Annotated in this window: 20 protein-coding genes; 10 read left to right on the forward strand and 10 right to left on the reverse strand. The window is 56.4% G+C overall.

Annotation, left to right across the window (positions count from 1 at the left end):
* Positions 1-102: 102 nt before the first annotated feature.
* Positions 103-1,365: a diaminopimelate decarboxylase gene (gene lysA / locus KOSB73_RS23450; protein ID WP_098141073.1), complete on the reverse strand. Its 1,263-nt coding sequence runs from the start codon at positions 1,363-1,365 to the stop codon at positions 103-105.
* A gap of 135 nt (positions 1,366-1,500) precedes the next feature.
* Between lysA and KOSB73_RS23455 the strand changes: the two genes are divergently transcribed.
* A complete protein-coding gene (locus tag KOSB73_RS23455) occupies positions 1,501-2,427 on the forward strand; it encodes a LysR family transcriptional regulator (RefSeq protein ID WP_004132958.1) in 927 nt (308 codons plus the stop codon).
* Here the strand turns inward: KOSB73_RS23455 and KOSB73_RS23460 are convergent.
* The gene (locus KOSB73_RS23460) at positions 2,414-3,106 is read right to left on the reverse strand and encodes an aspartate/glutamate racemase (protein ID WP_024358557.1); all 693 of its coding nucleotides are present in this window, start codon (positions 3,104-3,106) and stop codon (positions 2,414-2,416) included. The two genes, KOSB73_RS23455 and KOSB73_RS23460, sit on opposite strands and share 14 nt — an antisense overlap.
* Positions 3,107-3,241: 135 nt before the next feature.
* Here KOSB73_RS23460 and KOSB73_RS23465 point away from each other — a divergent pair, with 135 nt between their 5' ends.
* From KOSB73_RS23465 to KOSB73_RS23490, 6 genes are all read left to right on the forward strand, one after another.
* Entirely contained in the window at positions 3,242-3,568 is a 327-nt protein-coding gene (locus KOSB73_RS23465; RefSeq protein WP_049131162.1) for a cupin domain-containing protein, read from the forward strand.
* Positions 3,569-4,061: 493 nt separating this feature from the next.
* On the forward strand, positions 4,062-4,952 hold the full coding sequence (locus KOSB73_RS23470; RefSeq protein WP_004115132.1) for a carbohydrate ABC transporter permease: 891 nt from the start codon (positions 4,062-4,064) through the stop codon (positions 4,950-4,952).
* Complete coding sequence (locus KOSB73_RS23475) at positions 4,945-5,847, forward strand: carbohydrate ABC transporter permease (protein ID WP_024358558.1); 903 nt, start codon at positions 4,945-4,947, stop codon at positions 5,845-5,847. The genes KOSB73_RS23470 and KOSB73_RS23475 overlap by 8 nt, the downstream gene beginning before the upstream one ends.
* 12 nt (positions 5,848-5,859) lie before the next feature.
* Complete coding sequence (locus tag KOSB73_RS23480; protein ID WP_004132950.1) at positions 5,860-6,987, forward strand: ABC transporter ATP-binding protein; 1,128 nt, start codon at positions 5,860-5,862, stop codon at positions 6,985-6,987.
* Between the two features lie 16 nt (positions 6,988-7,003).
* Positions 7,004-8,290: an ABC transporter substrate-binding protein gene (locus tag KOSB73_RS23485; RefSeq protein WP_098141075.1), complete on the forward strand. Its 1,287-nt coding sequence runs from the start codon at positions 7,004-7,006 to the stop codon at positions 8,288-8,290.
* 71 nt (positions 8,291-8,361) lie between these two features.
* A complete protein-coding gene (locus tag KOSB73_RS23490) occupies positions 8,362-9,489 on the forward strand; it encodes an oligogalacturonate lyase family protein (protein ID WP_098141077.1) in 1,128 nt (375 codons plus the stop codon).
* A gap of 322 nt (positions 9,490-9,811) precedes the next feature.
* On the opposite strand, the gene KOSB73_RS23495 is transcribed toward KOSB73_RS23490, so the two are convergent.
* The 3 genes from KOSB73_RS23495 to KOSB73_RS23505 all read right to left on the reverse strand — a co-directional run bounded on the left by KOSB73_RS23495 (position 9,812) and on the right by KOSB73_RS23505 (position 13,961).
* Complete coding sequence (locus KOSB73_RS23495) at positions 9,812-11,155, reverse strand: carbohydrate porin (protein WP_049088219.1); 1,344 nt, start codon at positions 11,153-11,155, stop codon at positions 9,812-9,814.
* A 112-nt stretch (positions 11,156-11,267) separates the two neighbouring features.
* Positions 11,268-12,701 carry a glycoside hydrolase family 32 protein gene (locus KOSB73_RS23500; protein WP_165775028.1) on the reverse strand — a complete coding sequence of 478 codons (1,434 nt, stop codon included), beginning with the start codon at positions 12,699-12,701 and terminating at the stop codon, positions 11,268-11,270.
* Positions 12,702-12,719: 18 nt separating this feature from the next.
* Positions 12,720-13,961 (reverse strand): MFS transporter, encoded by a 1,242-nt coding sequence (locus tag KOSB73_RS23505; RefSeq protein ID WP_004124655.1) that lies wholly within the window; start codon positions 13,959-13,961, stop codon positions 12,720-12,722.
* Positions 13,962-14,201: 240 nt separating this feature from the next.
* Here KOSB73_RS23505 and KOSB73_RS23515 point away from each other — a divergent pair, with 240 nt between their 5' ends.
* Positions 14,202-15,197 carry a LacI family DNA-binding transcriptional regulator gene (locus tag KOSB73_RS23515; protein WP_004132104.1) on the forward strand — a complete coding sequence of 332 codons (996 nt, stop codon included), beginning with the start codon at positions 14,202-14,204 and terminating at the stop codon, positions 15,195-15,197.
* On the opposite strand, the gene araE is transcribed toward KOSB73_RS23515, so the two are convergent.
* Both araE and kduD read right to left on the reverse strand, forming a co-directional pair.
* Positions 15,198-16,616 carry an arabinose-proton symporter AraE gene (araE, locus tag KOSB73_RS23520; RefSeq protein WP_004132105.1) on the reverse strand — a complete coding sequence of 473 codons (1,419 nt, stop codon included), beginning with the start codon at positions 16,614-16,616 and terminating at the stop codon, positions 15,198-15,200. It abuts the gene before it with no gap.
* 311 nt (positions 16,617-16,927) lie between these two features.
* Entirely contained in the window at positions 16,928-17,689 is a 762-nt protein-coding gene (kduD, locus tag KOSB73_RS23525; RefSeq protein WP_004124661.1) for a 2-dehydro-3-deoxy-D-gluconate 5-dehydrogenase KduD, read from the reverse strand.
* A gap of 542 nt (positions 17,690-18,231) precedes the next feature.
* Between kduD and KOSB73_RS23530 the strand changes: the two genes are divergently transcribed.
* On the forward strand, positions 18,232-19,407 hold the full coding sequence (locus tag KOSB73_RS23530; RefSeq protein WP_049088221.1) for an oligogalacturonate lyase family protein: 1,176 nt from the start codon (positions 18,232-18,234) through the stop codon (positions 19,405-19,407).
* 231 nt (positions 19,408-19,638) lie between these two features.
* Here the strand turns inward: KOSB73_RS23530 and KOSB73_RS23535 are convergent, their stop codons facing one another.
* From KOSB73_RS23535 to KOSB73_RS23545, 3 genes are all read right to left on the reverse strand, one after another.
* Positions 19,639-20,334: an oligogalacturonate-specific porin KdgM family protein gene (locus KOSB73_RS23535; protein WP_024358563.1), complete on the reverse strand. Its 696-nt coding sequence runs from the start codon at positions 20,332-20,334 to the stop codon at positions 19,639-19,641.
* A gap of 244 nt (positions 20,335-20,578) precedes the next feature.
* The gene (locus KOSB73_RS23540) at positions 20,579-21,754 is read right to left on the reverse strand and encodes an acetyl-CoA C-acetyltransferase (RefSeq protein WP_098141081.1); all 1,176 of its coding nucleotides are present in this window, start codon (positions 21,752-21,754) and stop codon (positions 20,579-20,581) included.
* Between the two features lie 130 nt (positions 21,755-21,884).
* On the reverse strand, positions 21,885-22,757 hold the full coding sequence (locus tag KOSB73_RS23545; protein ID WP_004135031.1) for a LysR family transcriptional regulator: 873 nt from the start codon (positions 22,755-22,757) through the stop codon (positions 21,885-21,887).
* 96 nt (positions 22,758-22,853) lie between these two features.
* Between KOSB73_RS23545 and KOSB73_RS23550 the strand changes: the two genes are divergently transcribed.
* Positions 22,854-23,342 carry a multidrug/biocide efflux PACE transporter gene (locus KOSB73_RS23550; RefSeq protein WP_049085593.1) on the forward strand — a complete coding sequence of 163 codons (489 nt, stop codon included), beginning with the start codon at positions 22,854-22,856 and terminating at the stop codon, positions 23,340-23,342.
* Positions 23,343-23,428 lie beyond the last annotated feature (86 nt).

Consider the following 23,428-nt stretch of genomic DNA (forward strand, 5'->3'; position numbering starts at 1 on the left):
GTTAACGCCTTACCGGGCCTACAAAAATCCGCAATCCCCTGTAGGGCGGGTAAGGAGCCAGCCGCCACCCGACAGAAACGCAAAAGGCCTTCGGGTACCACTTTACAGCAGCTCAAGCGCCAGCAGCTCTTCAATGGTCTGGCGACGACGAATCAGCCGCGCTTTGCCGTTGTCGAACAGCACCTCCGGCAGCAGCGGACGGCTGTTGTAGTTAGAAGACATCGACGCGCCGTAAGCGCCGGTATCGTGCAGCACCAGATAATCCCCCGGCGCCACCGCAGGCAGCAGGCGGGTTTCCACTTTCCCCCCTTCCTGCTGGGTAAAGACATCGCCCGATTCGCACAGCGGCCCGGCCACCACGGTTTCAATCTGCGCCGCGGCGCGCAGATCGCGACCATCCGCAGCGAGAGCGGTAATATGGTGATAGCTGCCGTACATCGCCGGGCGCATCAAATCATTAAACCCGGCGTCAATCAGCACGAAGTGGCGGCTGCCCATCTCCTTCACGCTGCGAACCTGAGAAACCAGCACCCCGGATTCCGCCACCAGGAAACGACCCGGCTCGATCTCAAGCTTCACCGGATGACCCAGATGTTTAGCGATCTGCTCGCGCGCGGCGTTCCACAAGCCGAAGTAGTGATCGGTGTCGATCGCCTCTTCATCTTCGTGATACGGGATCGACAGCCCACCGCCGGCGGAGATCGCCTGCAGATCCTGGCCGAATTCAACCACCTGTCGCACCATCGCGCCGCAAACCTGTTCCAGGTGGCCATAGTCGACCCCAGAACCGATATGCATATGAATACCCACCAGCTGGAGCTGGTAACGGCGCATCACTTCCAGCGCCGCCGTTAAATGGCTGTGCCAGATCCCGTGCTTGCTGTTTTCGCCGCCGGTATTGGTTTTTTGGCTATGGCCGTGGCCGAAGCCCGGGTTAACGCGCAGCCAGACGCGATGGCCAGGAGAAACTTCGCCCAGCTGGCTCAGCATATCGATAGATCCGGCGTTGACCGGGATCTGCAGTTCTTTAACCCGCGCCAGCGTCGCGTCGTCGATCAGGTCAGCGGTAAAGACGACATCGTCCGGATGCTGATGCGGATCGTACCCCGCCGCCAGCGCGCGCTCGATCTCGCCCAGCGACACCGAATCGACCTTCACGCCCTGCTCGCACATCAGGCGCAGAATGTGGATATTGGAGCAGGCCTTCTGCGCAAAACGCACCACGTCGAACTTGCTCAACTGGGCAATCTGGCGGCGGATAATCTGCGCGTCGTAAACCCAAACCGGGCAGCCGAACTCGGCGGGCAGACGCAGCAGGTTTTCTGCGCTCAGGTCGGTATCGGTGGCGTAAAGCGAGTGTGGCATAAAGAACTCCGGTGCTGTGTGTGTGCGTTATCTCTGTTTTTTACGATTACGCCACAGCGCGTACGTAATAAAAAATATCGTTTTATTACCAGTCTATGCAAAAATGATATGGCTTGCGCCACTTAAGGAACACCCATGCCCGCCGTCAACCTGCGCCATATTGAAATCTTCCATGCGGTGATGACCACCGGCAATCTGACCGAGGCCGCGCGCATGCTGCATACCTCGCAGCCCACCGTTAGCCGCGAGCTGGCGCGTTTTGAAAAGGTGCTGGGGTTGACGCTATTCTCCCGTACCCGCGGGCGCCTGCAGCCTACGGTTCAGGGATTACGTCTGTTTGAAGAGGTCCAGCGCTCCTGGTATGGCCTGGACAGAATCGTCAGCGCCGCGGAAAGCCTGCGCGAGTTCCGCCAGGGGGAGCTGTCGATAGCCTGTCTGCCGGTCTTCTCCCAATCGCTATTGCCGCTACTGCTGGCGCCGTTTTTAGCCCGCTACCCTGACGTCAGCCTGCAAATCGTCCCTCAGGAGTCACCGCTGCTGGAGGAGTGGCTATCGGCCCAGCGCCACGATCTGGGATTAACGGAAACCCTGCATACCCCCGCCGGAACCGAGCGTACGCCGCTGCTGACCCTCAATGAAGTGTGCGTACTGCCGCAGGGCCATTCGCTGGCGGCAAAGCCAGCGCTGACGCCGGTGGATTTTCACGGCGAAAACTATATTAGCCTGTCGCGCACCGATAGCTATCGCCAGCTGCTCGATGCCCTGTTTGTCGAACATCAGGTCAAACGGCGGATGGTGGTGGAGACGCACAGCGCCGCCTCCATTTGCGCGATGGTGCGGGCCGGGGTCGGCATTTCGGTGGTTAACCCGCTCACCGCCCTCGATTATGCCGGGAACGGCGTGGTGGTACGCCGTTTTAGCGTTGAAGTGCCTTTTACCGTTAGCCTGGTGCGCCCGCTGCACCGTCCCGGCTCCGCGCTGGTCGATGCTTTCGCTCGCCATCTGCAAGAGAGCATGCCGCGCATCCTCACCCCGCTCGAAGCGGTACTTACGACAGCATAAATTCCACCGCGTCCGCCGCATGAATCGCGGCCGTATCAAATACCGGCAGCGGGCTGCTCTCTTCCGGCACCAGCAGGCCGATTTCGGTACAGCCGAAAATCACCCCTTCCGCCCCCTGCTCCGCCAGCAGCTCAATAACCTGAAGATAGTAGTCGCGCGAGTCTGCGCTAAAGGTTCCCAGACACAGTTCGTCGAAGATGATCTGGTTGATACGTTCACGATCTTCCGCCTCTGGAATCAGCGTGTCGATAGCGAACTGCTGCTGCAGGCGGCCGCGATAAAAATCCTGCTCCATGGTATAGCGCGTCCCCAGCAGAGCCACGCGGCGCTGGCCCTTCGCGGTAATCGCCCGGCCGGTCGCATCGGCAATATGCAGGAACGGCACATCGCAGCGCGTTTCAATGGCCTGCGCGACCTTATGCATGGTGTTGGTGCACAGGACAATCCCCTCGGCGCCCGCCTGCTGTAGCCCGAGCGCCGCCCGGGCGAGGATCTCACCCGCCCGCTCCCAGTCGCCGCTGGACTGGCAGACTTCAATTTCGTGGAAATCCACGCTATGCAGCAGCAGGCTGGCGGAGTGCAGCCCGCCGAGGCGCGTTTTAATCCCTTCGTTAATAAGACGATAGTAAGGAATCGTCGATTCCCAGCTCATGCCGCCTAACAGACCAATCGTTTTCATCATCCCTCCGTGCGTGAAGTTTCAGTAAAACAAAGTTGTGATCGACTTTCCACTTCTCCAGGCGATCGTTTCCTTTTAGAAGATTATGCGATAGATTAAATGAAACATTGTTTCATTTAATTACAGGACCAGCGGATGTTTATTTTTCATAAAGAGACCACCCTTGAAGATCTGGGCAATGGCGTCACCCGCCGCATCCTTGCGCACGATGGCAAGATGATGGCGGTTGAAGTGAACTTTGAAGCGGGCGCTATCGGGCCGATGCACAATCACCCGCATGAGCAGCTCACCTATGTGCTCTCCGGCGAATTTGAGTTCACCATCGGCGATGAAAAGCACGTGGTCAGCGCCGGCGATACGCTCTACAAGAAACCGAACATTATGCACGGCTGCGTGTGCCTGAAGCCGGGTACGCTGCTTGATACCTTTACCCCCGTTCGTCAGGATTTTCTGCAACAGTAATCTCTCCTCCCCGGGGCATGCCGCGCATGCCCACCATTTTCTGAACTTTTCCGCTACAAATAATTGTCATAAAGTATGTCGCACCGCAATGATTAGCAGCGCAAGCAATCTCGCCTGACTAGCCTCTCTCCGTCGGACTCTCATCCGTATCTCTGACCTCTCATCTCTGCAAAATGCGCGCTCCAGCACCTTTTTGAAACATCGTTTCGACTTTGATCACATTTCCGCGATCAACCGAATGACTCCGTAATAAATAGCAATAAAATAAAATTAAAACGGCGTTTTACAAAATCAGGACGCCGGGTAAGACAAAATCAAAAAACACATGTTCTTCAGGGATAAGAAGAAAGAAAAGTTTCAACCAATCAACCATCGCCAGGGAAGGATTTACCGCTGACATACCAGGAACGCATTAACTTTCCGGCGGCACGGGCCGCGGGAAAGGCAGTAACCCCGAATCCGTATTACAAACTCGCAAGCCAGGTAGGTATGTATGAATGAAAACAAAATGCTGGGATTGGCATGGATATCGCCCTATATCATAGGGCTGATAGTCTTTACCGCCTTTCCCTTTGTTTCATCTTTCTTCCTCAGTTTCACTGAGTACGATTTGATGAGTCCACCGGTGTTTAACGGCATCGAAAACTATCGCTACATGCTGACCGAAGATGGCCTCTTCTGGAAATCCATGGGCGTGACGTTCGCGTATGTCTTTTTAACCATCCCGTTAAAACTGGCTTTCGCCCTGGGGATCGCTTTTGTCCTCAACTTTAAGCTGCGCGGCATCGGTTTTTTCCGTACCGCCTACTATATCCCGTCCATCCTCGGTAGCTCGGTGGCGATTGCCGTTCTGTGGCGAGCGCTGTTTGCTATCGATGGCCTGCTGAACAGCTTTATTGGCGTGCTCGGCTTCGATCCGGTCAACTGGCTCGGCGAGCCCTCGCTGGCGCTGATGTCCGTTACCCTGCTGCGCGTTTGGCAGTTCGGTTCGGCCATGGTTATCTTCCTCGCGGCGCTGCAGAACGTTCCGCAATCACAATATGAAGCGGCGATGATCGATGGCGCGTCAAAATGGCAGATGTTTATGAAGGTCACGGTGCCGCTGATCACGCCGGTGATTTTCTTCAACTTCATCATGCAGACCACTCAGGCGTTCCAGGAGTTTACCGGCCCGTACGTCATTACCGGCGGCGGCCCGACCTACTCCACCTATCTGTTCTCGCTCTATATCTACGACACCGCCTTTAAGTACTTCGATATGGGCTACGGCGCGGCGCTGGCGTGGGTGCTGTTCCTGGTGGTCGCAGTTTTTGCCGCCATCGCGTTTAAGTCTTCGAAATATTGGGTGTTCTACTCCGCCGATAAGGGAGGCAAAAATGGCTGATATCCAACACATGTCTGAAGCAAGGGACATCGCCGAACGCGAAGTCGCGAGGACGCTGCGTCGTGAGAAAATCAACGCCAGTATCCGCTATGTGATCCTGCTGTTCGTCGGCCTGCTGATGCTCTACCCGCTGGTCTGGATGTTCTCGGCGTCGTTCAAACCGAACCACGAGATCTTCACCACCCTGAGCCTGTGGCCTGCCCACGCGACCTGGGATGGCTTTATCAACGGCTGGAAAACCGGCACCGAGTACAACTTCGGCCACTACATGCTGAACACCTTCAAGTATGTGATCCCGAAAGTGCTGCTGACCATTATCTCCTCTACCATCGTGGCCTACGGCTTTGCCCGCTTCGAAATTCCGTGGAAGAAATTCTGGTTCGCCACGCTGATCACCACCATGCTCCTGCCGAGCACCGTACTGCTGATCCCGCAGTACCTGATGTTCCGTGAAATGGGCATGCTGAATAGCTATCTGCCGCTGTACCTGCCGCTGGCCTTCGCCACCCAGGGGTTCTTCGTCTTCATGCTGATTCAGTTCCTGCGCGGCGTTCCGCGCGACATGGAAGAAGCGGCGCAGATCGACGGCTGTAACTCCATTCAGGTGCTGTGGTACGTGGTGGTGCCGATTCTGAAACCGGCGATTATCTCGGTGGCGCTGTTCCAGTTCATGTGGTCGATGAACGACTTTATCGGTCCGCTGATTTACGTCTACAGCGTGGATAAATATCCGATCGCGCTGGCGCTGAAAATGTCCATCGACGTCACGGAAGGCGCTCCGTGGAACGAAATTCTGGCAATGGCGAGCATCTCCATTCTGCCGTCCATCATCGTGTTCTTCCTGGCACAACGCTACTTCGTACAGGGCGTTACCAGCAGCGGAATTAAAGGTTAAGAGGGAAATATCATGGCTGAAGTTATTTTCAACAAACTGGAAAAGGTCTACTCCAACGGCTTCAAGGCGGTACATGGTATCGATCTGAAAATCGCGGACGGCGAGTTTATGGTTATCGTTGGGCCGTCCGGCTGCGCCAAATCCACCACCCTGCGCATGCTGGCCGGTCTGGAAACCATCAGCGGCGGCGAAGTGCGGATCGGCGAGAAAATCGTGAACAACCTCGCGCCAAAAGCGCGCGGTATCGCGATGGTGTTCCAGAACTACGCGCTCTATCCGCATATGACGGTGCGCGAGAACCTCGCCTTCGGCCTCAAGCTGAGCAAGCTGCCGAAGGATCAAATTGAAGCCCAGGTTAACGAAGCGGCGAAAATCCTTGAGCTGGAAGAGCTGCTGGACCGCCTGCCGCGCCAGCTTTCCGGCGGCCAGGCCCAGCGCGTGGCGGTTGGCCGCGCAATTGTGAAGAAGCCGGATGTGTTCCTGTTCGATGAACCGTTGTCCAACCTCGACGCCAAGCTGCGCGCTTCGATGCGTATCCGTATTTCCGACCTGCACAAGCAGCTGAAGAAATCCGGTAAACCGGCGACCACCGTTTACGTTACCCACGATCAGACCGAAGCGATGACCATGGGCGACCGCATCTGCGTGATGAAGCTGGGCCATATCATGCAGGTGGATACCCCGGACAACCTCTACCACAAGCCGAAAAACATGTTTGTGGCCGGGTTTATCGGCGCGCCGGAGATGAATATTCGTCCCAGCCAGCTGGTTGAGCAAGCGGGACGCCTGCATCTGACCGTTGGCGATGGCCTGCTGCCGCTCAACGACAGGCTGCAGAGCAAGGTCGACACCCACAAGAACCAGCAGGTGTTCTTCGGCGTGCGCCCGGAGTTTGTCTCCATTTCCGATGAACCGTTCGCCGAAGGTTCATGCACCGGCGAAATGGTACGCGTGGAAAACATGGGCCATGAATTCTTCGTCTATCTGAAGGTCGCCGATTATGAACTGACCGCCCGCGTGCCGTCAGATGAAGCGAAGCCCATGATTGAGAAAGGGCTGCATCGCAAGGTGCATTTCAAATTCGATCTCAACAAGTGTCATATCTTTGACGCCAAAACTGAACAGAACATCTCTCTGTGAACCCTGGAGTATTAAAATGAAAAAAGTGCTTTTAAGCGCCGCAATCTCCGCAACTTTGGCCCTTACCGCGTTACCTTCCATGGCGAAGGATGTCGACCTGCGTATGTCATGGTGGGGCGGCAACGGCCGCCACCAGGTGACCCTGAAGGCGCTGGAAGAGTTCCATAAACTCAATCCGGATATCAACGTGAAGGCGGAATATACCGGCTGGGACGGTCACCTTTCGCGTCTGACCACGCAAATCGCCGGCGGCACCGAGCCGGACGTGATGCAAACCAACTGGAACTGGCTGCCGATCTTCTCGAAAAACGGCGAAGGCTTCTACGATCTGAATAAGATGAAGGACGTGATCGACCTGAGCCAGTTTGACGCCAAAGAGCTGCAGTCCACTACGGTGGACGGCAAGCTTAACGGTATTCCGATCTCCGTCACCGCGCGCGTGTTCTACTTCAACGACGAGACCTGGAAAAAAGCGGGCGTCGAGTACCCGAAAACCTGGGACGAGCTGATGGCGGCGGGTAAAACCTTCGAGAGCAAGCTGGGTAAACAGTATTACCCGGTCGTGCTGGAGCACCAGGATACCCTGGCGCTGCTGAATTCATATATGATTCAGAAGTACAACCAGCCGGCTATCGATGAAAAAACCAAAAAATTCTCCTACAGCAAAGAGCAGTGGGTCGAATTTTTCCAGATGTATAAAAAGCTTATCGACAGCCACGTGATGCCGGACACCAAGTACTATGCCTCGTTCGGTAAGAGCAACATGTATGAAATGAAGCCGTGGATTCAGGGTGAGTGGGCGGGGACCTATATGTGGAACTCCACTATTAACAAATACTCCGACAACCTGAAGCCGCCGGCGAAGCTGGAACTGGGCAGCTATCCGATGCTGCCGGGCGCCACCGACGCGGGTCTGTTCTTTAAACCTGCGCAAATGCTCTCGATTGGTAAATCGACTAAAAACCCGGAAGCGGCGGCGAAGGTGATCAACTTCCTGCTGAACAGCAAAGAAGGGGTTGAGACGCTGGGCCTGGAGCGCGGCGTGCCGTTGAGCAAAGTCGCGGTGCAGTACCTGACCGAAAACGGCACGATCAAAGAGGACGATCCGGCGGTATCTGGCCTGCGTCTGGCGCAGTCCCTGCCGGCCAAACTCTCGGTGTCGCCGTACTTTGACGACCCGCAGATCGTCGCCCAGTTCGGTACCTCTCTGCAGTACATCGACTACGGGCAGAAAACCGTGGAAGAGACGGCAATTGACTTCCAGCGTCAGTCTGACCGTATCCTGCGCCGCGCGATGCGCTAATTGACCGCTATCCGTATCTACCCCGCAGCTCCGGCTGCGGGGTATTTTTTTAGCAAGGAGTGAATCGAATCATGAAAGGCAAAATCATCCCGCTGAGCTTTCTGCACACGCAGGACAGCGAAACCGGTCACCAGGTGATCCGGATGACGCCACCGCATGTTATCTGCCATCGCAACTATTTCTATCAAAAATGCTTTACCCGGGATGGCGGCAAGCTGATTTTCGGCGGCGCGTTTGAAGGCCACTGGAACTACTATTTACTCGATATCGCCGGCCAGCAGGCGACCCAGCTCACCGACGGGCCGGGCGATAACACCTTTGGCGGTTTCCTTTCCGCCGACGACCGGTCGCTGTGGTATGTGAAAAACAACCAGCAGCTGCGCCGCGTGGATCTGGCCTCGCTGGAGGAACAGGTCGTATATCAGGTGGATGACCAATGGGTAGCCTACGGAACCTGGGTCGCCAATAGCGATTGCAGTCAGATGGTCGGAATCGAAATCAAAAAAAGCGACTGGCAGCCGTTGACCGACTGGGGCAAGTTCCGCGCATTCTACTTCACCGAGCCGGAGTGCCGGTTGATTAATATCGATCTGCGCAGCGGCGAACAGCGCGTGGTATCGCAGGAAAAACGCTGGCTCGGCCACCCGATTTACCGCCCGTTTGACGACAGCACCATCGCCTTCTGCCATGAAGGTCCGCGCGATGCTATCGATGCCAGAATGTGGCTGATCGACGCTGACGGCAGCAACATGCGCAAGGTGCGCCAGCACCAGCCGGGTGAGAGCTTTACGCACGAATTCTGGGTACCGGATGGCTCCGCGCTTTACTATGTCGCGCATCAGGAAAACGATCCGCATCGCTATCTGTATCGCGCCGACCCGGCAACCCTGGAGAACCGCCAGCTGATGGCCATTCCTCCCTGTTCACATTTGATGAGCAATCACGATGGCTCGCTGGTGGTCGGTGACGGCGCGCCGCACAGCACCGGCGATATCCAGTTTAACGATCCGTTTATCTGGATGTTTGATATTGCCGCCGATAAGCAGACCGCGGTGTGCCGCCACGACTCCACCTGGAAAGTGATTGAGGGCGAGCGCCAGGCGACGCATCCGCATCCGTCATTTTCACCGGACAACCGCTGGGTGCTGTTTACCTCCGATAAAGAGGGCATGCCCGCGCTGTATCTGGCGGAGGTGTAGTGATTCGGCAACGTCCCGGCTCGCGCGGTGCTTAGCCGGGCTACCGCCGTGTGCGATCCCCTAGCCCCTGACAAATACGCGGCATCGCCTCCGGGAATTATCACCCTGCTTCCCCGGGGGCGGCGCAAAGCGCCTGCTCGGGCTACAGGTTCACTGCCGTCTGCGGACAGGTAGCCCGGACAGATGCGCGGCATCGCCTCCGGGACTTATCCCCCGGCTTCCCCGGGGGCGGCGCAAAGCGCCTGCCCGGGCTACGAGTTCACCGCAGCCTGCGATCCCGTAGCCCGGGTAAGGCGTTTACGCCGCGACCCGGGAAAAATCGTCAGAAGAAATATTTAAACCGCACCCGCGCGCCGTAGCGTTCATCAGTATTGCCGCTTTTCGCCGCCGATGAATCGAGCCATGACGCATAGGCCCCGAGATAGATATTAAAGTTCGGCATATCCATAATATTCGGCAGATGCCATGAGGTATGAAGGGTGTGAATGTCGTAGCGCCCCGGCGCCAGAATGGCGCAGTCGCCATCGCACTCCGCGTTGACGCCGGACATATTAAACTGGTCGATTTTGTTATGCGCGTAAATGTAGCCCAGCTCCACGCGATGCCATAACGCATTGATACCGGCGCTGAAATCCTTTTCGTCCGCCGCATCCAGATACGCGGTGCTTACGTTCACCACCGCCCCGTCCTCGGCATCAGTTTTCAGCGTATTCCAGCTCATTGTCATACCGTAGCCGGTACGGCTGGACTGATCGACCCAGCGCCCGTTCTGAGTCTGATAGCCATAAGCGTTATTGACGAGGTTGCTCTCCATCGCCGCGGCCACCGACCAGGGACCGGATTGCCAGGCAGCGACCGGGCGCACATAAACCACGTTTTTGCTGTTATCCAGCGCGTTGCCGTGATAGCGCTGATCCACAAACAGCGAACTGCCGTCCTCCACCAGCGTATTGACCTCAAAGTACCAGTTATCAAGATTTTTACTGAGCAGGAAGTTGCCGCCGCTGCTGCTGCGTCCGCGCCCCTCTTTCATCATATAAATATAGCCGTAGCCGTCGCTATACAGGTCGTTCGCCGTATTACCGGAATATTCAATAAACGTATCCTGATTAAGCGGGAACATATCGTAGGCTTCGAAGCGACCGATTTTAATTTTCCAGTCATCCTGCTGACCAAAGAAAAAGGCCGCGTCATCAAGATTCATTTTGCCATTCATATCCGCCAGCGGCTGCACGCTGAATCCGGCATATTTACCGTTAGCCCCTTTGCGTAATCCATCAAAGCCGAGAAGAATACGTCCGTTAATATCCCAGCGCTCTTTATCCCCCGGCGCCCAGTTTTTATTGGCGCTGGTTTTTACCGACGTCAGGCTACCGGTACGGCTGGCGCCGTCCATATTAAACTCAACGTCGCCATAGAATTTTAACTCACCATAATCATTAAGCTGCAAAGCGGGCTTAGCCGGCACGACGCTCGCCACCGTCGCCGGCGCCTCCTGGTTTTTCAACGCGCGAATCTCCGCCTCCGCGCTGGCCGCCCGCTGTTCGGTCGCCTTCAGGCGTTGTTCCATTTGTGCCAGCCGCTCCTCAAGGGATAACGGCGCCTGAGCATTAGCCAGAGGGGTAAATAAAGACGTCAGAACACAACCGACCCAGATTTTATTCATCGGAAAACCCTTTATTATTTAGTTAAATAGTATTTTTTATTTATGGGTAAAGCTCGACAATAATAACCCGTCCACCGTCGAAGACGGGTTATTAACAACTATTCAGTAAAACTTATCCCAGCTGCCAGGCTCCTGCTTCTTTTAAATATGCAGAGCCGCTCCAGGAAAATAACGCTAATTCACGGCGAGCGGCGTCAGGATATATACGACTGCTGAGACAGGCCTCGCCATCATTCACAAACACCTCTACCGAAGAGCTATCGAAGAATATCCTCAGCTTCAGATCGGCGCCTTCGGTCAACGGGACGCTGCGGGTGCCGCAGAGGCCATACTGCGGATAGTGTCGCTCAAGCACCAGGCGCTGCATCTGCGCATCCACGTAAACGCGCAGACCATCGCCGAAGCTCAGGCCATACTGTTCAGCGCTGCTGCTGGCGCAGTCCCAGTGCAGGATCACCTCCATCGCCTCGCAGTTTTCCACCGTCGTGGTCTGCTGGTTCTTCAGCGTCGTGACCGGCCACGGGAAGCTGGCGCCGCGCATACTCTCAACCTCTTTCGCCGGACGCATCTGCAGACGGTTATCGGCGCTCAGGCTCAGCTCCCGCGGCAGCGAAAGCATGCCCGCCCAGCCGTCCTGCTGCTCCGGCAGCGGCGATTCCCACATATCCAGCCAGCCGATGACAATGCGGCGACCATCGGGCGTGAGGAAGCTCTGCGGGGCGTAGAAATCGTGCCCGTGATCCATTTCGACAAACTCCCCCTCGCGTACAAACGCCTGCCCCGGCTGCCACTCACCGAGCAGATAGCCGCTCTGGAACAGGTTGCGGTTGCGATAGCCTTTCGCCGCCAGCCCCTGAGGGGAGAACATCAGGATATGTTTGCCATTGAGGGCGAAGAAATCCGGGCATTCCCACATATAGCCCATCTCTTTTTCCGCTTCATCAAGCACGCCCGCGTCCTGCCACTGGCGCAGATCGGCTGAGCGATACAGCCGCACCTGGCCGGTATCGCCATCGCGAGCGCCGACGATCATGTACCAGCTGTCCCCTTCTCGCCACACTTTCGGGTCGCGGAAATGGTGCATGCCCGGCGGGGTGTCGACCACGATCCCCTGGCGCTCGAAGTGAATCCCGTCGCGACTGGTCGCCAGACACTGCACCTGATACAGGTTGGCTTCATCACTGGGATCGCCGTGGAATTTATGCCCGGTATAAATCAGCGCCAGCGTATCGCCATCCACCACCGCGGAGCCGGAGAAGCAGCCGTCTTTATCCTCCGGGCCTTCCGGGGCCAGCGCTACCGGCAGATGCTCCCAGTGCACCAGATCCTTACTGCGCGCGTGACCCCAGTGCATCGGTCCCCATTGGGTGGAATACGGATGGTGCTGGTAAAAAGCGTGATACCAGCCGTCGAACCAGACCAGGCCATTGGGATCGTTGATCCAACCCGCGCGGGCGGCCAGGTGATAGCGCGGATACCAGCGCAGGTTCAGCTCTTCATGTTTGGCCTGCAGTTCTTGCTCGGCCCGGGGAATGGAATACGTCATATTGATTACTCTTTTGATTCAGATAGCGGAAGTTTGCGGCATCAGCGGGTCCGAAGAGGACTTACTGGAACGCAACAAGAAGATGGAGATAAAGGTGGTGCAGAACACCAGCAGTCCCATAATCAGATAGGACTGGGCGAAGCCGTATTTCTCATAGCTATAGCCAGCCAGCGGCGACAGCACCGTCGCGATAACCGAGCTGGTGCAGGCAAAGCCCACCAGATACAGCGTTGAGGAGAGACGTTTGTCGAAGTTCAGGCTGTTGTATTTAAAGATGGAGACCAGCAGCACCGGCAGCTCGACCGCGTGCAGCAGTTTAGTAATGGAGATAAGCAGCGGCCCTTCCACCAGCCCGGACGCCACCATCCGCATCGCCATCACCATCCCGGCGAAGATCAGACCGTTTTTCGCGCCAATACGGTTAACCAGCCACGGCGCGCAGAACATACCGGCGGCTTCCAGGAACACCTGGAACGAGTTCAGGTAGCCGTACATCTCGTTGCCTTCCTGTAAGGTCGGGAACTGGGAAGAGAAGTAGACCGGGAACTGCTGATCGTAAACGCCGTAGATACAGGTGCCGATGACGAAGAACACCAGCGCCCAAAAGCGCGGCAGGGTCAGCAGACGCAGAGCATCCTCCAGCGTCACTTTACCGCCCGATACCGCCTCCTGCATGGCGTGCGGCGCGGAAGAGACCCGCAGTCGCGCCAGTAGTATAAAAAAGACCAGTCCGGAGCAGCTGGCCACCGCGAAGTTTAAATGCGGGTTAATATTGAACAGCAAACCGGCGAAGAATGTCGCCACCGCCCAGCCCAGCGAGCCCCACATCCGCGCTTTGCCGAATTCAAACTGGCTCTGGCGCGCGACGCGCTCGGTGTAGGACTCCAGTACGCCGATACCGCCGTTGAAGGTCAGTCCGATATAAATCCCGCCGAAGATGCTGCCGAGCAAGACGTTAATTTTGAGCAGATAGCCAAACAGCATATAGGCCGGGCCGGAGAGGATCAGCAGAACGGTAATGTACCAGAGCAGATTTTTACGCAGGCCGAGTTTGTCCTGTATAAAGCCATAACACACCTGCGCGAAAAGCGCCGAGACGGAAAGCACCGAGAAGATAATCCCGGTATCCCCCGGTTTAAGGCCCACTTCCTGGTGCAGCCAGATCGAGAGCAGCGAACCTGAAGAGGACCAGGTCACGAAAAAGAAAAACAGTAACGCGCTGAGTAACGGATAGCTTTGTGAGGGGTGCGCTTTCATCATGACATTCTCATGTAGGAGTAATGCTGATATGGTAACGTTAACAAAAAACGAATCTCATGTCGTTTTGCTGAGATTCATGATGTTAATCACAAAAGTTAACGTTAACATAACGAGAGTGCGATCGCGATCAAATATTCCTCGTCTGCATCGGCACCGGGTGTACGATAGAATATCGTATGATCCTTTTACATCAGTAACTTAGTAAAACCCGTTGCCGACGGCAGGGGTGGAGCACTTAATATGGCATCTCTGAAAGATGTGGCAAAGCTGGCGAATGTGTCGCTGATGACGGTCTCCCGGGCGCTAAACAGCCCAGAAAGACTCAAGCCAGAAACCCTGGCTCGGGTCCAGGCGGCTATCGAAGAGACTAACTACGTCCCCGACCTGTCGGCGAAGAAAATTCGCGGCGCCCACGCGACGCCAAACACCATCGGGGTGCTGGCGCTGGATACCGTCACCACGCCGTTCTCGGTGGAGATTACGCTCTCCATCGAAGAGACCGCGCGGGCGCACGGCTGGAACAGCTTCGTGGTCAACATGTTCTCTGACGATAGCCCGGAAACCATTGTCGACCTGCTGCTCTCCCACCGTCCGGACGGGATTATTTATACCACGATGGGCCTGCGCCAGGTGCCGCTTCCGGCCAAGCTGTTAACCCTCCCCTGCGTGCTGGCCAACTGCGAAAGCCTGCACGATCCGGTGGCCAGCTATATCCCGGACGACGAACAGGGTCAGTATACGGCGGTGCAGGCCCTGCTGGCCGCGGGCTACCGCCGTCCGCTGTGCCTGCATCTGCCGGCGAATCATCTGGCGACCGTCCGCCGCCGTCAGGGGCTGGAACGCGCCTGCCGGGAAGCGGGGATTGACCCGGATACGCTCGACCACAGCTATATGGCCTATGGCGATGAGCACTATCGCGATATTCCCGCTGTCGTGCTGGCGCATATTCAGCAACCCACGCTGCCATTCGACTCGGTGATTTGCGGCAACGACCGCATCGCGTTTATGGTCTATCAGACGCTACTGGCGCAAGGGCTGCGCATTCCGCAGGATGTGGCGGTGGTGGGTTACGACAATATGGTGGGGATCGGCGATCTGTTTTTTCCGCCGCTCTCAACGGTGCAGCTCCCGCACTATGATATTGGGCGCCTGAGCGCCCTGCACATTATTAACGGCGACAGCCACCGGGAGACGGTACGGGTTGCCAGCCCGTGGCTGCCGCGCGAGTCCTTATAGTTAATTGCCGATATTGCGCAGCTTCTCGCCGGACATCAGCTTGCGTTCAATATGCTCAAGGGTGACGTTTTTGGTTTCCGGGATCAGCCAGAAAGTCACGCCGATAAAGGCGACGTTCAGCGCGGTATATAGCCAGAAGGTTCCCGCCGCGCCGATAGCGTCCAGCAGCGTCAGGAAGGTCGCGCCGATAATCATGTTCGACACCCAGTTGGTGGTGGTTGAGCAGGTGATACCGAAATCGCGGCACTTCAGCGGCTGAATTTCCGAACACAGGATCCACACCACCGGCGCGGCGCTCATCGCATAGCCGGCGATACACATCATGGTCATCCCCACCGACAGCCAGGAGAGACCGCTGGAGGCGGTGCCGTTATCAAACTGCATCAGGCAGTAGCCCAGCACCAGCGTGCCGATGGCCATCACGCTAAAGCCGATTTTCAGCGCCGGTTTACGCCCGGCCTTATCGACGGTAAAGACGGCGATAAAGGTGGCGAACATAAAGGTTAACCCGACCACCAGGGTCGCCACCATCTGCTGCTCGGTAGTGGTGAAGCCGGCCATTTTGAAGATGCGCGGCGCGTAGTACATGATGATATTCATCCCGGTAAATTGCTGCATCGCCTGCAGCAGCATGCCAAGGAATACCGCCCGCCGCACGTTGCGGTTGACCTTAAACAGCGCCCAGCCGCCCTGCTTCAGCTTGAGGCTTTCACGGATCTCATTCAGCTCGTCGCGGGCTTTTTCGGACGTGTCGCGCAGCATCCGCAGCACCTCTTCCGCTTCTACGTGACGCCCTTTTTCCGCCAGCCAGCGCGGGCTGTTCGGCAGGAAGATCACCAGAATAATCAGCACCAGCGCCGGCAGCGCCAGTACGCCAAGCATCGCTCGCCAGTTGCCGCTGTAGCTGAACGCGGTATCGGAGAGAAACGCCATCACGATCCCCAACGTCACCATCAGCTGATACATGCTGATCATCTTGCCGCGTACGTTTTCGCTCGCCATTTCCGACAGATACAGCGGCGCGGTATAAGAGGCGATCCCCACAGCGACCCCGAGAACGATCCTCGCCGCCAGCAGCATTTCGACGCTGCCGGCAAAAGCGGAGCCCACGGAACCGGCCACGAACAGCACTGCGCCCACCATCAGGCTGTATTTGCGCCCGAGGCGAAAAGAGAGCCAGCCGTTAAATAACGCGCCGATAGCGGCTCCCAGCATCATGCTGCTCACCACCCACTCCTGCAGGCGGCTGGATAAAACGAAATGATCGGTAATAAAGGGCAGCGCCCCGGCAATTACGCCGATATCAAGGCCAAACAGCAATCCTGCCACCGCGGCGGCAACCGAGACAAACTGATTCATGCGCCGGGTATCGCGCTGCGTACGCGGCATGGTTGTAGAGTCGTGACTGATTGAGGTCATTTTTTTCCCGCCAGACGAAGTAAGAGATACGATGAAACTACGGGATCGGCGGCGCAAGGTGTCAGGCGTGACAAGCCAAAGATATGGATTAAGTTGCTACAGGCAATGGTTTTGTGATGGACATTCAACTTTCCAAAGAACAGAAAATAAGCATTTCAACTTCATCGGCCCTTGCTAAACATAGATACTCTGCCAGGAAACAAGTAAACCATATGGACTATTTCAATTTCATCATATGGACAATTGATATTGAGCCATAAAAAAACCCTGCCGCAGCAGGGTTCCATTTTGCGCTGATAACGCGGCAAACGTTAGCGCGCCAGCCAGCCGCCATCCACCGCCACGGTGTAGCCATTGATGTAGTCAGAAGCGCTGGAGGCCAGGAAGACTACCGGCCCCATCAGGTCGCTCGGCAGACCCCAGCGTCCCGCCGGGATACGGTCGAGGATCTCGCTGCTGCGCTGTTCGTCGGCGCGCAGCTGCTGGGTATTGTTGGTCGCCATATAGCCCGGCGCCAGCGCGTTGACGTTGATGCCGTGCTTCGCCCACTCGTTCGCCAGCAGGCGGGTCACGCCCATCACCGCGCTTTTAGACGCCGTGTAGGACGGTACGCGGATCCCGCCCTGGAAAGAGAGCATCGAGGCGATATTGATAATCTTGCCGCCGGTACCCTGAGCGATAAAGTGCTTCGCCGCCGCCTGAGACATAAAGAATACGCTCTTAATATTCAGGTTCATCACGTCGTCCCAGTTTTTCTCGCTGAATTCAATCGCGTCTTCGCGACGGATCAGACCGGCGTTGTTAACCAGGATATCGATATGCCCGAACTCCGCTACCGCACGCTCCAGCAGCTGTGGAATGCCGTCAATCTGGCGCAGATCGGCGGTCAGGCTGAGAAAACGGCGGCCCAGCGCCGTGACGCGCTCAATGGTTTCCGTCGGTTCAACAATATTGATACCCACGATATCGCAGCCGGCTTCCGCCAGGCCCACCGCCATACCCTGGCCCAGACCCGTATCACAGCCGCTGACCACGGCCACTTTGCCCTGCAGGGAGAATGCGTCGAGAATCATACTTGGTTCCTTAATCTTTCAGAGCCTGTGTAGGTACAGGCAAGGTTCTGATAGTCCAGCCTGCTGCTTGTGCAGACCCTTATGGTTTGAAGAACTCTCAGGGATTGACCCTTCTAAAAATAAAACAGAGTTCCGTTTTACTGTGAGCACATCTTAGCCCCGGCTAAAGTCATTTTCAATTATTATTAAAACATCGTTTCAATTTTAAGACTGATAAATGTTAAAAATGCAAAACAGATCACGAAGCGCCGGAGGATTAATCCGGAAATGTTGATTTAATTCATTAAAATACAGTCAGTTATAGTTAACTTTAAAAAAAGACCATAGATTGAAGAAAATCGACAAGAAATCAAAGACCGCCGGGATGCGTGCCGCACGTCGCGCAAAAAACGCGATCTGCAGCAAGAAGTTGTTGCGAATTGCGTCCGCCATCACAAATAATGAAACGATGTTTTGATAAATTAACACCTATCTTTTAATTCTACTTCCACTGGCCGGTCAACGCAGGCGAGCGGCATCTCAGGAAGGCAAAGGAGTACATCATGGCTAAAGGCATGCGGGTTAAACTGAATTATGAAGTCAGCCGCGATCCGGACACCGGCGCGGAGATCACCCGTTTAACCCCACCGGAAGTGACCTGTCATCGTAACTATTTCTATCAGAAGTGTTTTTTTAACGATGGCAGCCATTTGCTGTTCGCCGGCGAGTTCGACGGCAACTGGAACTATTATCTGCTGGACCTCGAAAAAGCCGAGGCGGTGCAGCTAACGGAAGGCGCCGGTGATAACACGTTTGGCGGTTTCCTTTCCCCGGATGATAAATCCCTTTATTACGTGAAGAACGACCGGACGCTGCTGGAAGTTAACCTCACGACGCTGCAAGAGCGCGAAGTGTATCGCGTCGCCGATGACTGGGTTGGCTACGGCACCTGGGTGGCCAACAGCGATTGCACCAAGCTGGTCGGCATCGAGATTGCCAAAAGCGACTGGACGCCGCTTAACGACTGGCAGATTTTCCACGATTTCTTCCACAAAGGCCCCCGCTGCCGCCTGCTGCGCGTCGATCTGCAAACCGGCGAAAGCCGCGTGATCCACGAAGAGAAAAAATGGCTGGGCCACCCGATCTATCGTCCGTTCGATGACAATACCGTCGCCTTCTGCCATGAAGGCCCGCACGACCTGGTCGATGCGCGGATGTGGATGGTGAATGAAGACGGCAGCAACGTGCGTAAAGTCAAAGCGCATGCTGAGGGCGAAAGCTGCACCCACGAATTCTGGGTCCCGAACGGCTCCGCGCTGGTGTACGTCTCTTATCTGAAGGGCCAGCAGGGGCGAACTATCTATAGCTTCAACCCCGATACCGGCGTCAATGAAGCGGTGATGCAGATGCCGGCCTGTTCGCATCTGATGAGTAATTTTGACGGCACGATGCTGGTTGGCGATGGCTCCGGTACCCCGGTGGACGTCAAAGACACCAGCGGCTACACCATTGATAACGACCCGTATCTGTACGCTTTCGATGTCGCGAAGCAGGCCTATTTCCGCGTCGCGCGTCACGATACCTCCTGGGCAACGGTAGCCAATAGTCGCCAGGTGACCCACCCGCACCCGTCCTTTACGCCGGACGATAGCGCCATTTTGTTCAGTTCCGATAAAGACGGTAAACCTGCCGTGTATATCGCGAAGCTGCCGTCACAGCCTGAGATGCTGAAGGCATAGCGTTAGCCACTGTTTGAGTTAGTGTTTCTGTAACTGGCCTTGCCCTCCTTTTGGAGGGCTTTTTTGTGCCCGCCGTTTTCCCCGGATTGCGCTGCGCTTATCCGGGCTACATGACGTGCATAGGGGGTAGCCCGGAGAGGCGCATTGCGCCGCCTCCGGGAAGAGGGATTCATACCAACAGAAAACCCCGGCTGACCGCTCCGGGGGAAAACGATGAGGATATTTTTTAAGTTAGAACGAGTAGGCGACACCTACGCGGAAACGGGTCTGGCGGTCGCTGCGATCGTTGACGCCAACGTTGCCGAGCTCGCCGTACGGCGCCCAGTTTTTATCCAGCTTATAGGCAACCTTAAGGTTGTACTCCTGCGAGTACGGTTTATTGTCGTTACGATTAACCCCTTCCGAACTCCGCGCATAAACATAGTTCAGCTCGGTACGCCAGTCGCCTAAAACAAAACCGGCCCAGGCATCACCACGGTTAACCTTATCGTCATCTTTTCCTGCACTCGCCGGATAGCGCGTGTATTCATAACGATAGCGGGCGGCAACGTAGAAACCATTATCGAAACTGTACTGCACATGCAGATTAGGCTTATAGATTGAACGGCTATCGTTACTTTCAATAACAAATCCCGGCGTTACCGCGAAGTTCTTATCCGCCTTCCAGCGCCAGCTAATGGTCTCTTCATGACCATTACCGACAACATCCGAATAAGGCTGACTGGCGTTATCGCCACCCGATTTCCACTTCGCTTCAACGGAGAAGCCAAAGCCGTTATCAAAACGATGGGAGACGGAAACGCGGTCGGCGTTGCTCTTGTCCGACTTCCCCCCATCGATGAATTCGTGACGTAAATCTACCGTGACAGCTGAAGCCGCGAAAGACATGCCGCAGAGTGCAGCAAGGGCCAGAGATCTTGCGAACATAAATTACCCCTCATAATTAAAATATCGTTTCGTTTTTATAAAACCGTATTTTATTTTTTAGGCAATAATGTTTTAGTGATCGCGATCGTAATTATTTGTTTCAAAAAAGGTGGCACAGAAAGACGTGACAACGCTCAACAAAATAGCGCGCCAGGGAGGGATTTTGTGAGGGAAAAAGGCCAGGCGACAAAAACAAAAAAGCCTCCGCGCGGAGGCTCACTAAACTGATATCAGAAAGGGCTTATTAACGTTCAACCGCCAGCGCCACGCCCTGGCCGCCGCCGATACACAGCGTGGCCAGCCCTTTGCGGGCGTCGCGTTTGATCATCTCATGCACCAGGGAAACCAGGATCCGGCAGCCGGAAGCGCCGATCGGGTGGCCCAGCGCAATGGCGCCGCCGTTGACGTTCACCCGCCGCTCGTCCCATTCCAGCACCCTACCCACCGAAATGGCCTGGGCGGCAAAGGCTTCGTTGGCTTCGATAAGATCGACTTCATCCAGCTTCCAGCCCGCGCGCTCAAGGCAGCGGCGGGTAGCATGGACCGGGGCGATGCCCATCAGCGCCGGATCGACGCCCACGCTGGCAAAGGCGCGGATCCGCGCCAGAATCGGCAGCCCCAGCGCCTCGGCTTTGGTCTCGCTCATCATCATCACCGCCGCCGCGCCATCGTTAATGCTTGAGGCATTGCCCGCGGTGACCGAGCCCTGCTGGTCAAAAGTCGGCAGCAGGCTGGCCAGCGCTTCAGCGCTGGGGTCGACGCGCGGCTGCTCATCGGTATCCACCAGCCGCGGAATACCGTTGAGTTCGCTGGTCACCGGAACGATTTCATCGCGAAAACGGCCGGAGTCAATCGCCCGCCGCGCTTTGTGCTGCGAGCTAAGCGCCCACGCGTCCTGCAATTCACGGCTAATACCGTACTCGCGCGCCAGGTTCTCCGCCGTCACGCCCATATGGTAGTCATTAAACGCATCCCCCAGGCCATCGTGGACCAGGCTGTCGATAAGCTGGCTATTGCCCAGCTGCGCGCCGGTCCGGCTATCGGTCAGCACATGCGGGGCGCGGCTCATATTCTCCTGCCCTCCGGCGATCACCACATCCGCTTCGCCGCACTGAATCGCCTGAGTCGCCAGGTGCAGCGCTTTCAGCCCGGAACCGCAGACGTCGTTGATGGTAATGGCAGAAACGGTATTAGGCAGCCCGCCGCGTATCGCCGACTGACGCGCCGGATTCTGTCCGGTTCCTGCCGTCAGAACCTGGCCGAGGATCACCTCATCAATACTCTGCGGATCGACGCCGCTGCGCTCCACTAACGCCTTTACCACCACGCTGCCCAGCTCCACCGCAGAATGACGCGATAGCGTGCCCTGAAAACAGCCGATTGGCGTTCGCAACGCGCCGACGATTACGACATCTTTCATCCTCTACCTCTGCTCCGCCTCTGCGCAAAGAAACAGCATCATAGTAGTGAATTGTTATCAAAAAATTTCGCAATTGTTTAAAAAAAGTGAGGGGAATCACAAAGATCGTCGGCGATGGCAAAAATGGCCCCTATTTGCGCCCATGCCCCTGCAGATGCTGACGCAACCAGCTTCCGGCTTCGCCCGGCGGCGCTTTTTTATTCCACAGCAAATCGGTAGAGATCGTCCGCGGCCAGCCGGCAATATCCAGCGCCACCAGGCTTCCGCTGCCGGCAAACTCCTCCACCAGCGCGCTGGGCAAAATACACCATCCCAGCCCCTGAGCCGCCATGCTGAACAGCAGCAGATAGTTTGGCGCTGACCAGACCAGGCCGCGCGCCGGTTCAGCCGAATTGTCCAGATAGGTGCTCAGGCGCAGTTCGCGCCAGCTGAACAGCTCGTCACGGGTGACTCTACCCTGAGCCGCCAGCGGGTGCCGGGGCGCCACGAAAATAGCCATTTCGGTTTGCATCGGCAGGCGGATGCTGCCTATTTCTGTCGGGTAGCTCTCCCTGGCCTCAATCAGCCCTACCTGCGCCCGCTCCTTTTGCAGCAGGTCGATAACGTCGTCATCTTCGCCAATCAGGCACTCAAATTCGGTATGCGGAAAACGGCGATCGAACTGCGCCAGCAGATCTTCTAGCACATCGGGATGCAGCGTATCGGAGAGCACAAAGGTCAGGCGCGCTTCGGTGTTGCCAGACAGCGAAATGGCCAGTTCATCCAGCCTGTCGCTGGCCGCCAGAATCGCCTTCACATAGCTCAACACCTGTTCGCCCTGCGGCGTCAGCGTCGGTTGCCTGGAGGTGCGATCGAACAGCGTCACGCCAAGATCGGCTTCCAGGTTGGCGATTGCGGTGCTGATGGTGGACTGGCTTTTACGCAGCCGCCGCGCCGCGCCAGAGAACGAACCGCAGGCCACGGATTCGACAAAAGCGGTTAAAGCTTCGGGAGAATAGCGCATGAACTATCTACTTTATCGATGGATACTATCTTTTGTTTATCATATTTATCCATAAAATGCCGGGTAATTTCTTATAAAGTCCGGAGGCAACAAGCCATGCAACAAGTCAACGCCCAGCGCAAAACGCTGACGGAACGGGTCATTCACGCTATCAGCTTTGAAGGTCTGGCGACGCTGATCCTCGCCCCGACCGCCGCATGGCTAATGCAGCGTTCGGTGGTCGAAATGGGCGGGCTCAGTATCCTGCTCGCGACGCTGGCGATGGTCTGGAACATTATCTATAACGCCCTGTTTGACCGCCTGTGGCCGGTTTCCCGTGTCGTCCGCAACCTGCGGGTCCGCGCGCTGCACGCGATCGGCTTTGAGTCAGGCTTTATTCTTATTGGCGTCACCATGGTCGCGCTGGTGCTGGGCGTCTCGCTGATGCAGGCGTTTATGCTGGAAATCGGCTTTATGCTGTTCTTCCTGCCCTATACCATGGCCTTCAACTGGGCGTGGGATACGCTGCGCGAGCGCGTGATGAAGGTTCGCCAGCAGCGAATCGCCGCCCGCCGCTCATCCTGCACGGATCGCCCGATTGATTGACGGGCGCCCCGCCGCTTCACTTATTAGCCAGAAACTATCGCCGCAGCCCATTCATAAATGTGATAAATTGCACTCCTTTTTGTTCG

Source organism: Klebsiella grimontii, assembly GCF_900200035.1.
GTDB classification, from domain to species: Bacteria; Pseudomonadota; Gammaproteobacteria; order Enterobacterales; family Enterobacteriaceae; genus Klebsiella; species Klebsiella grimontii.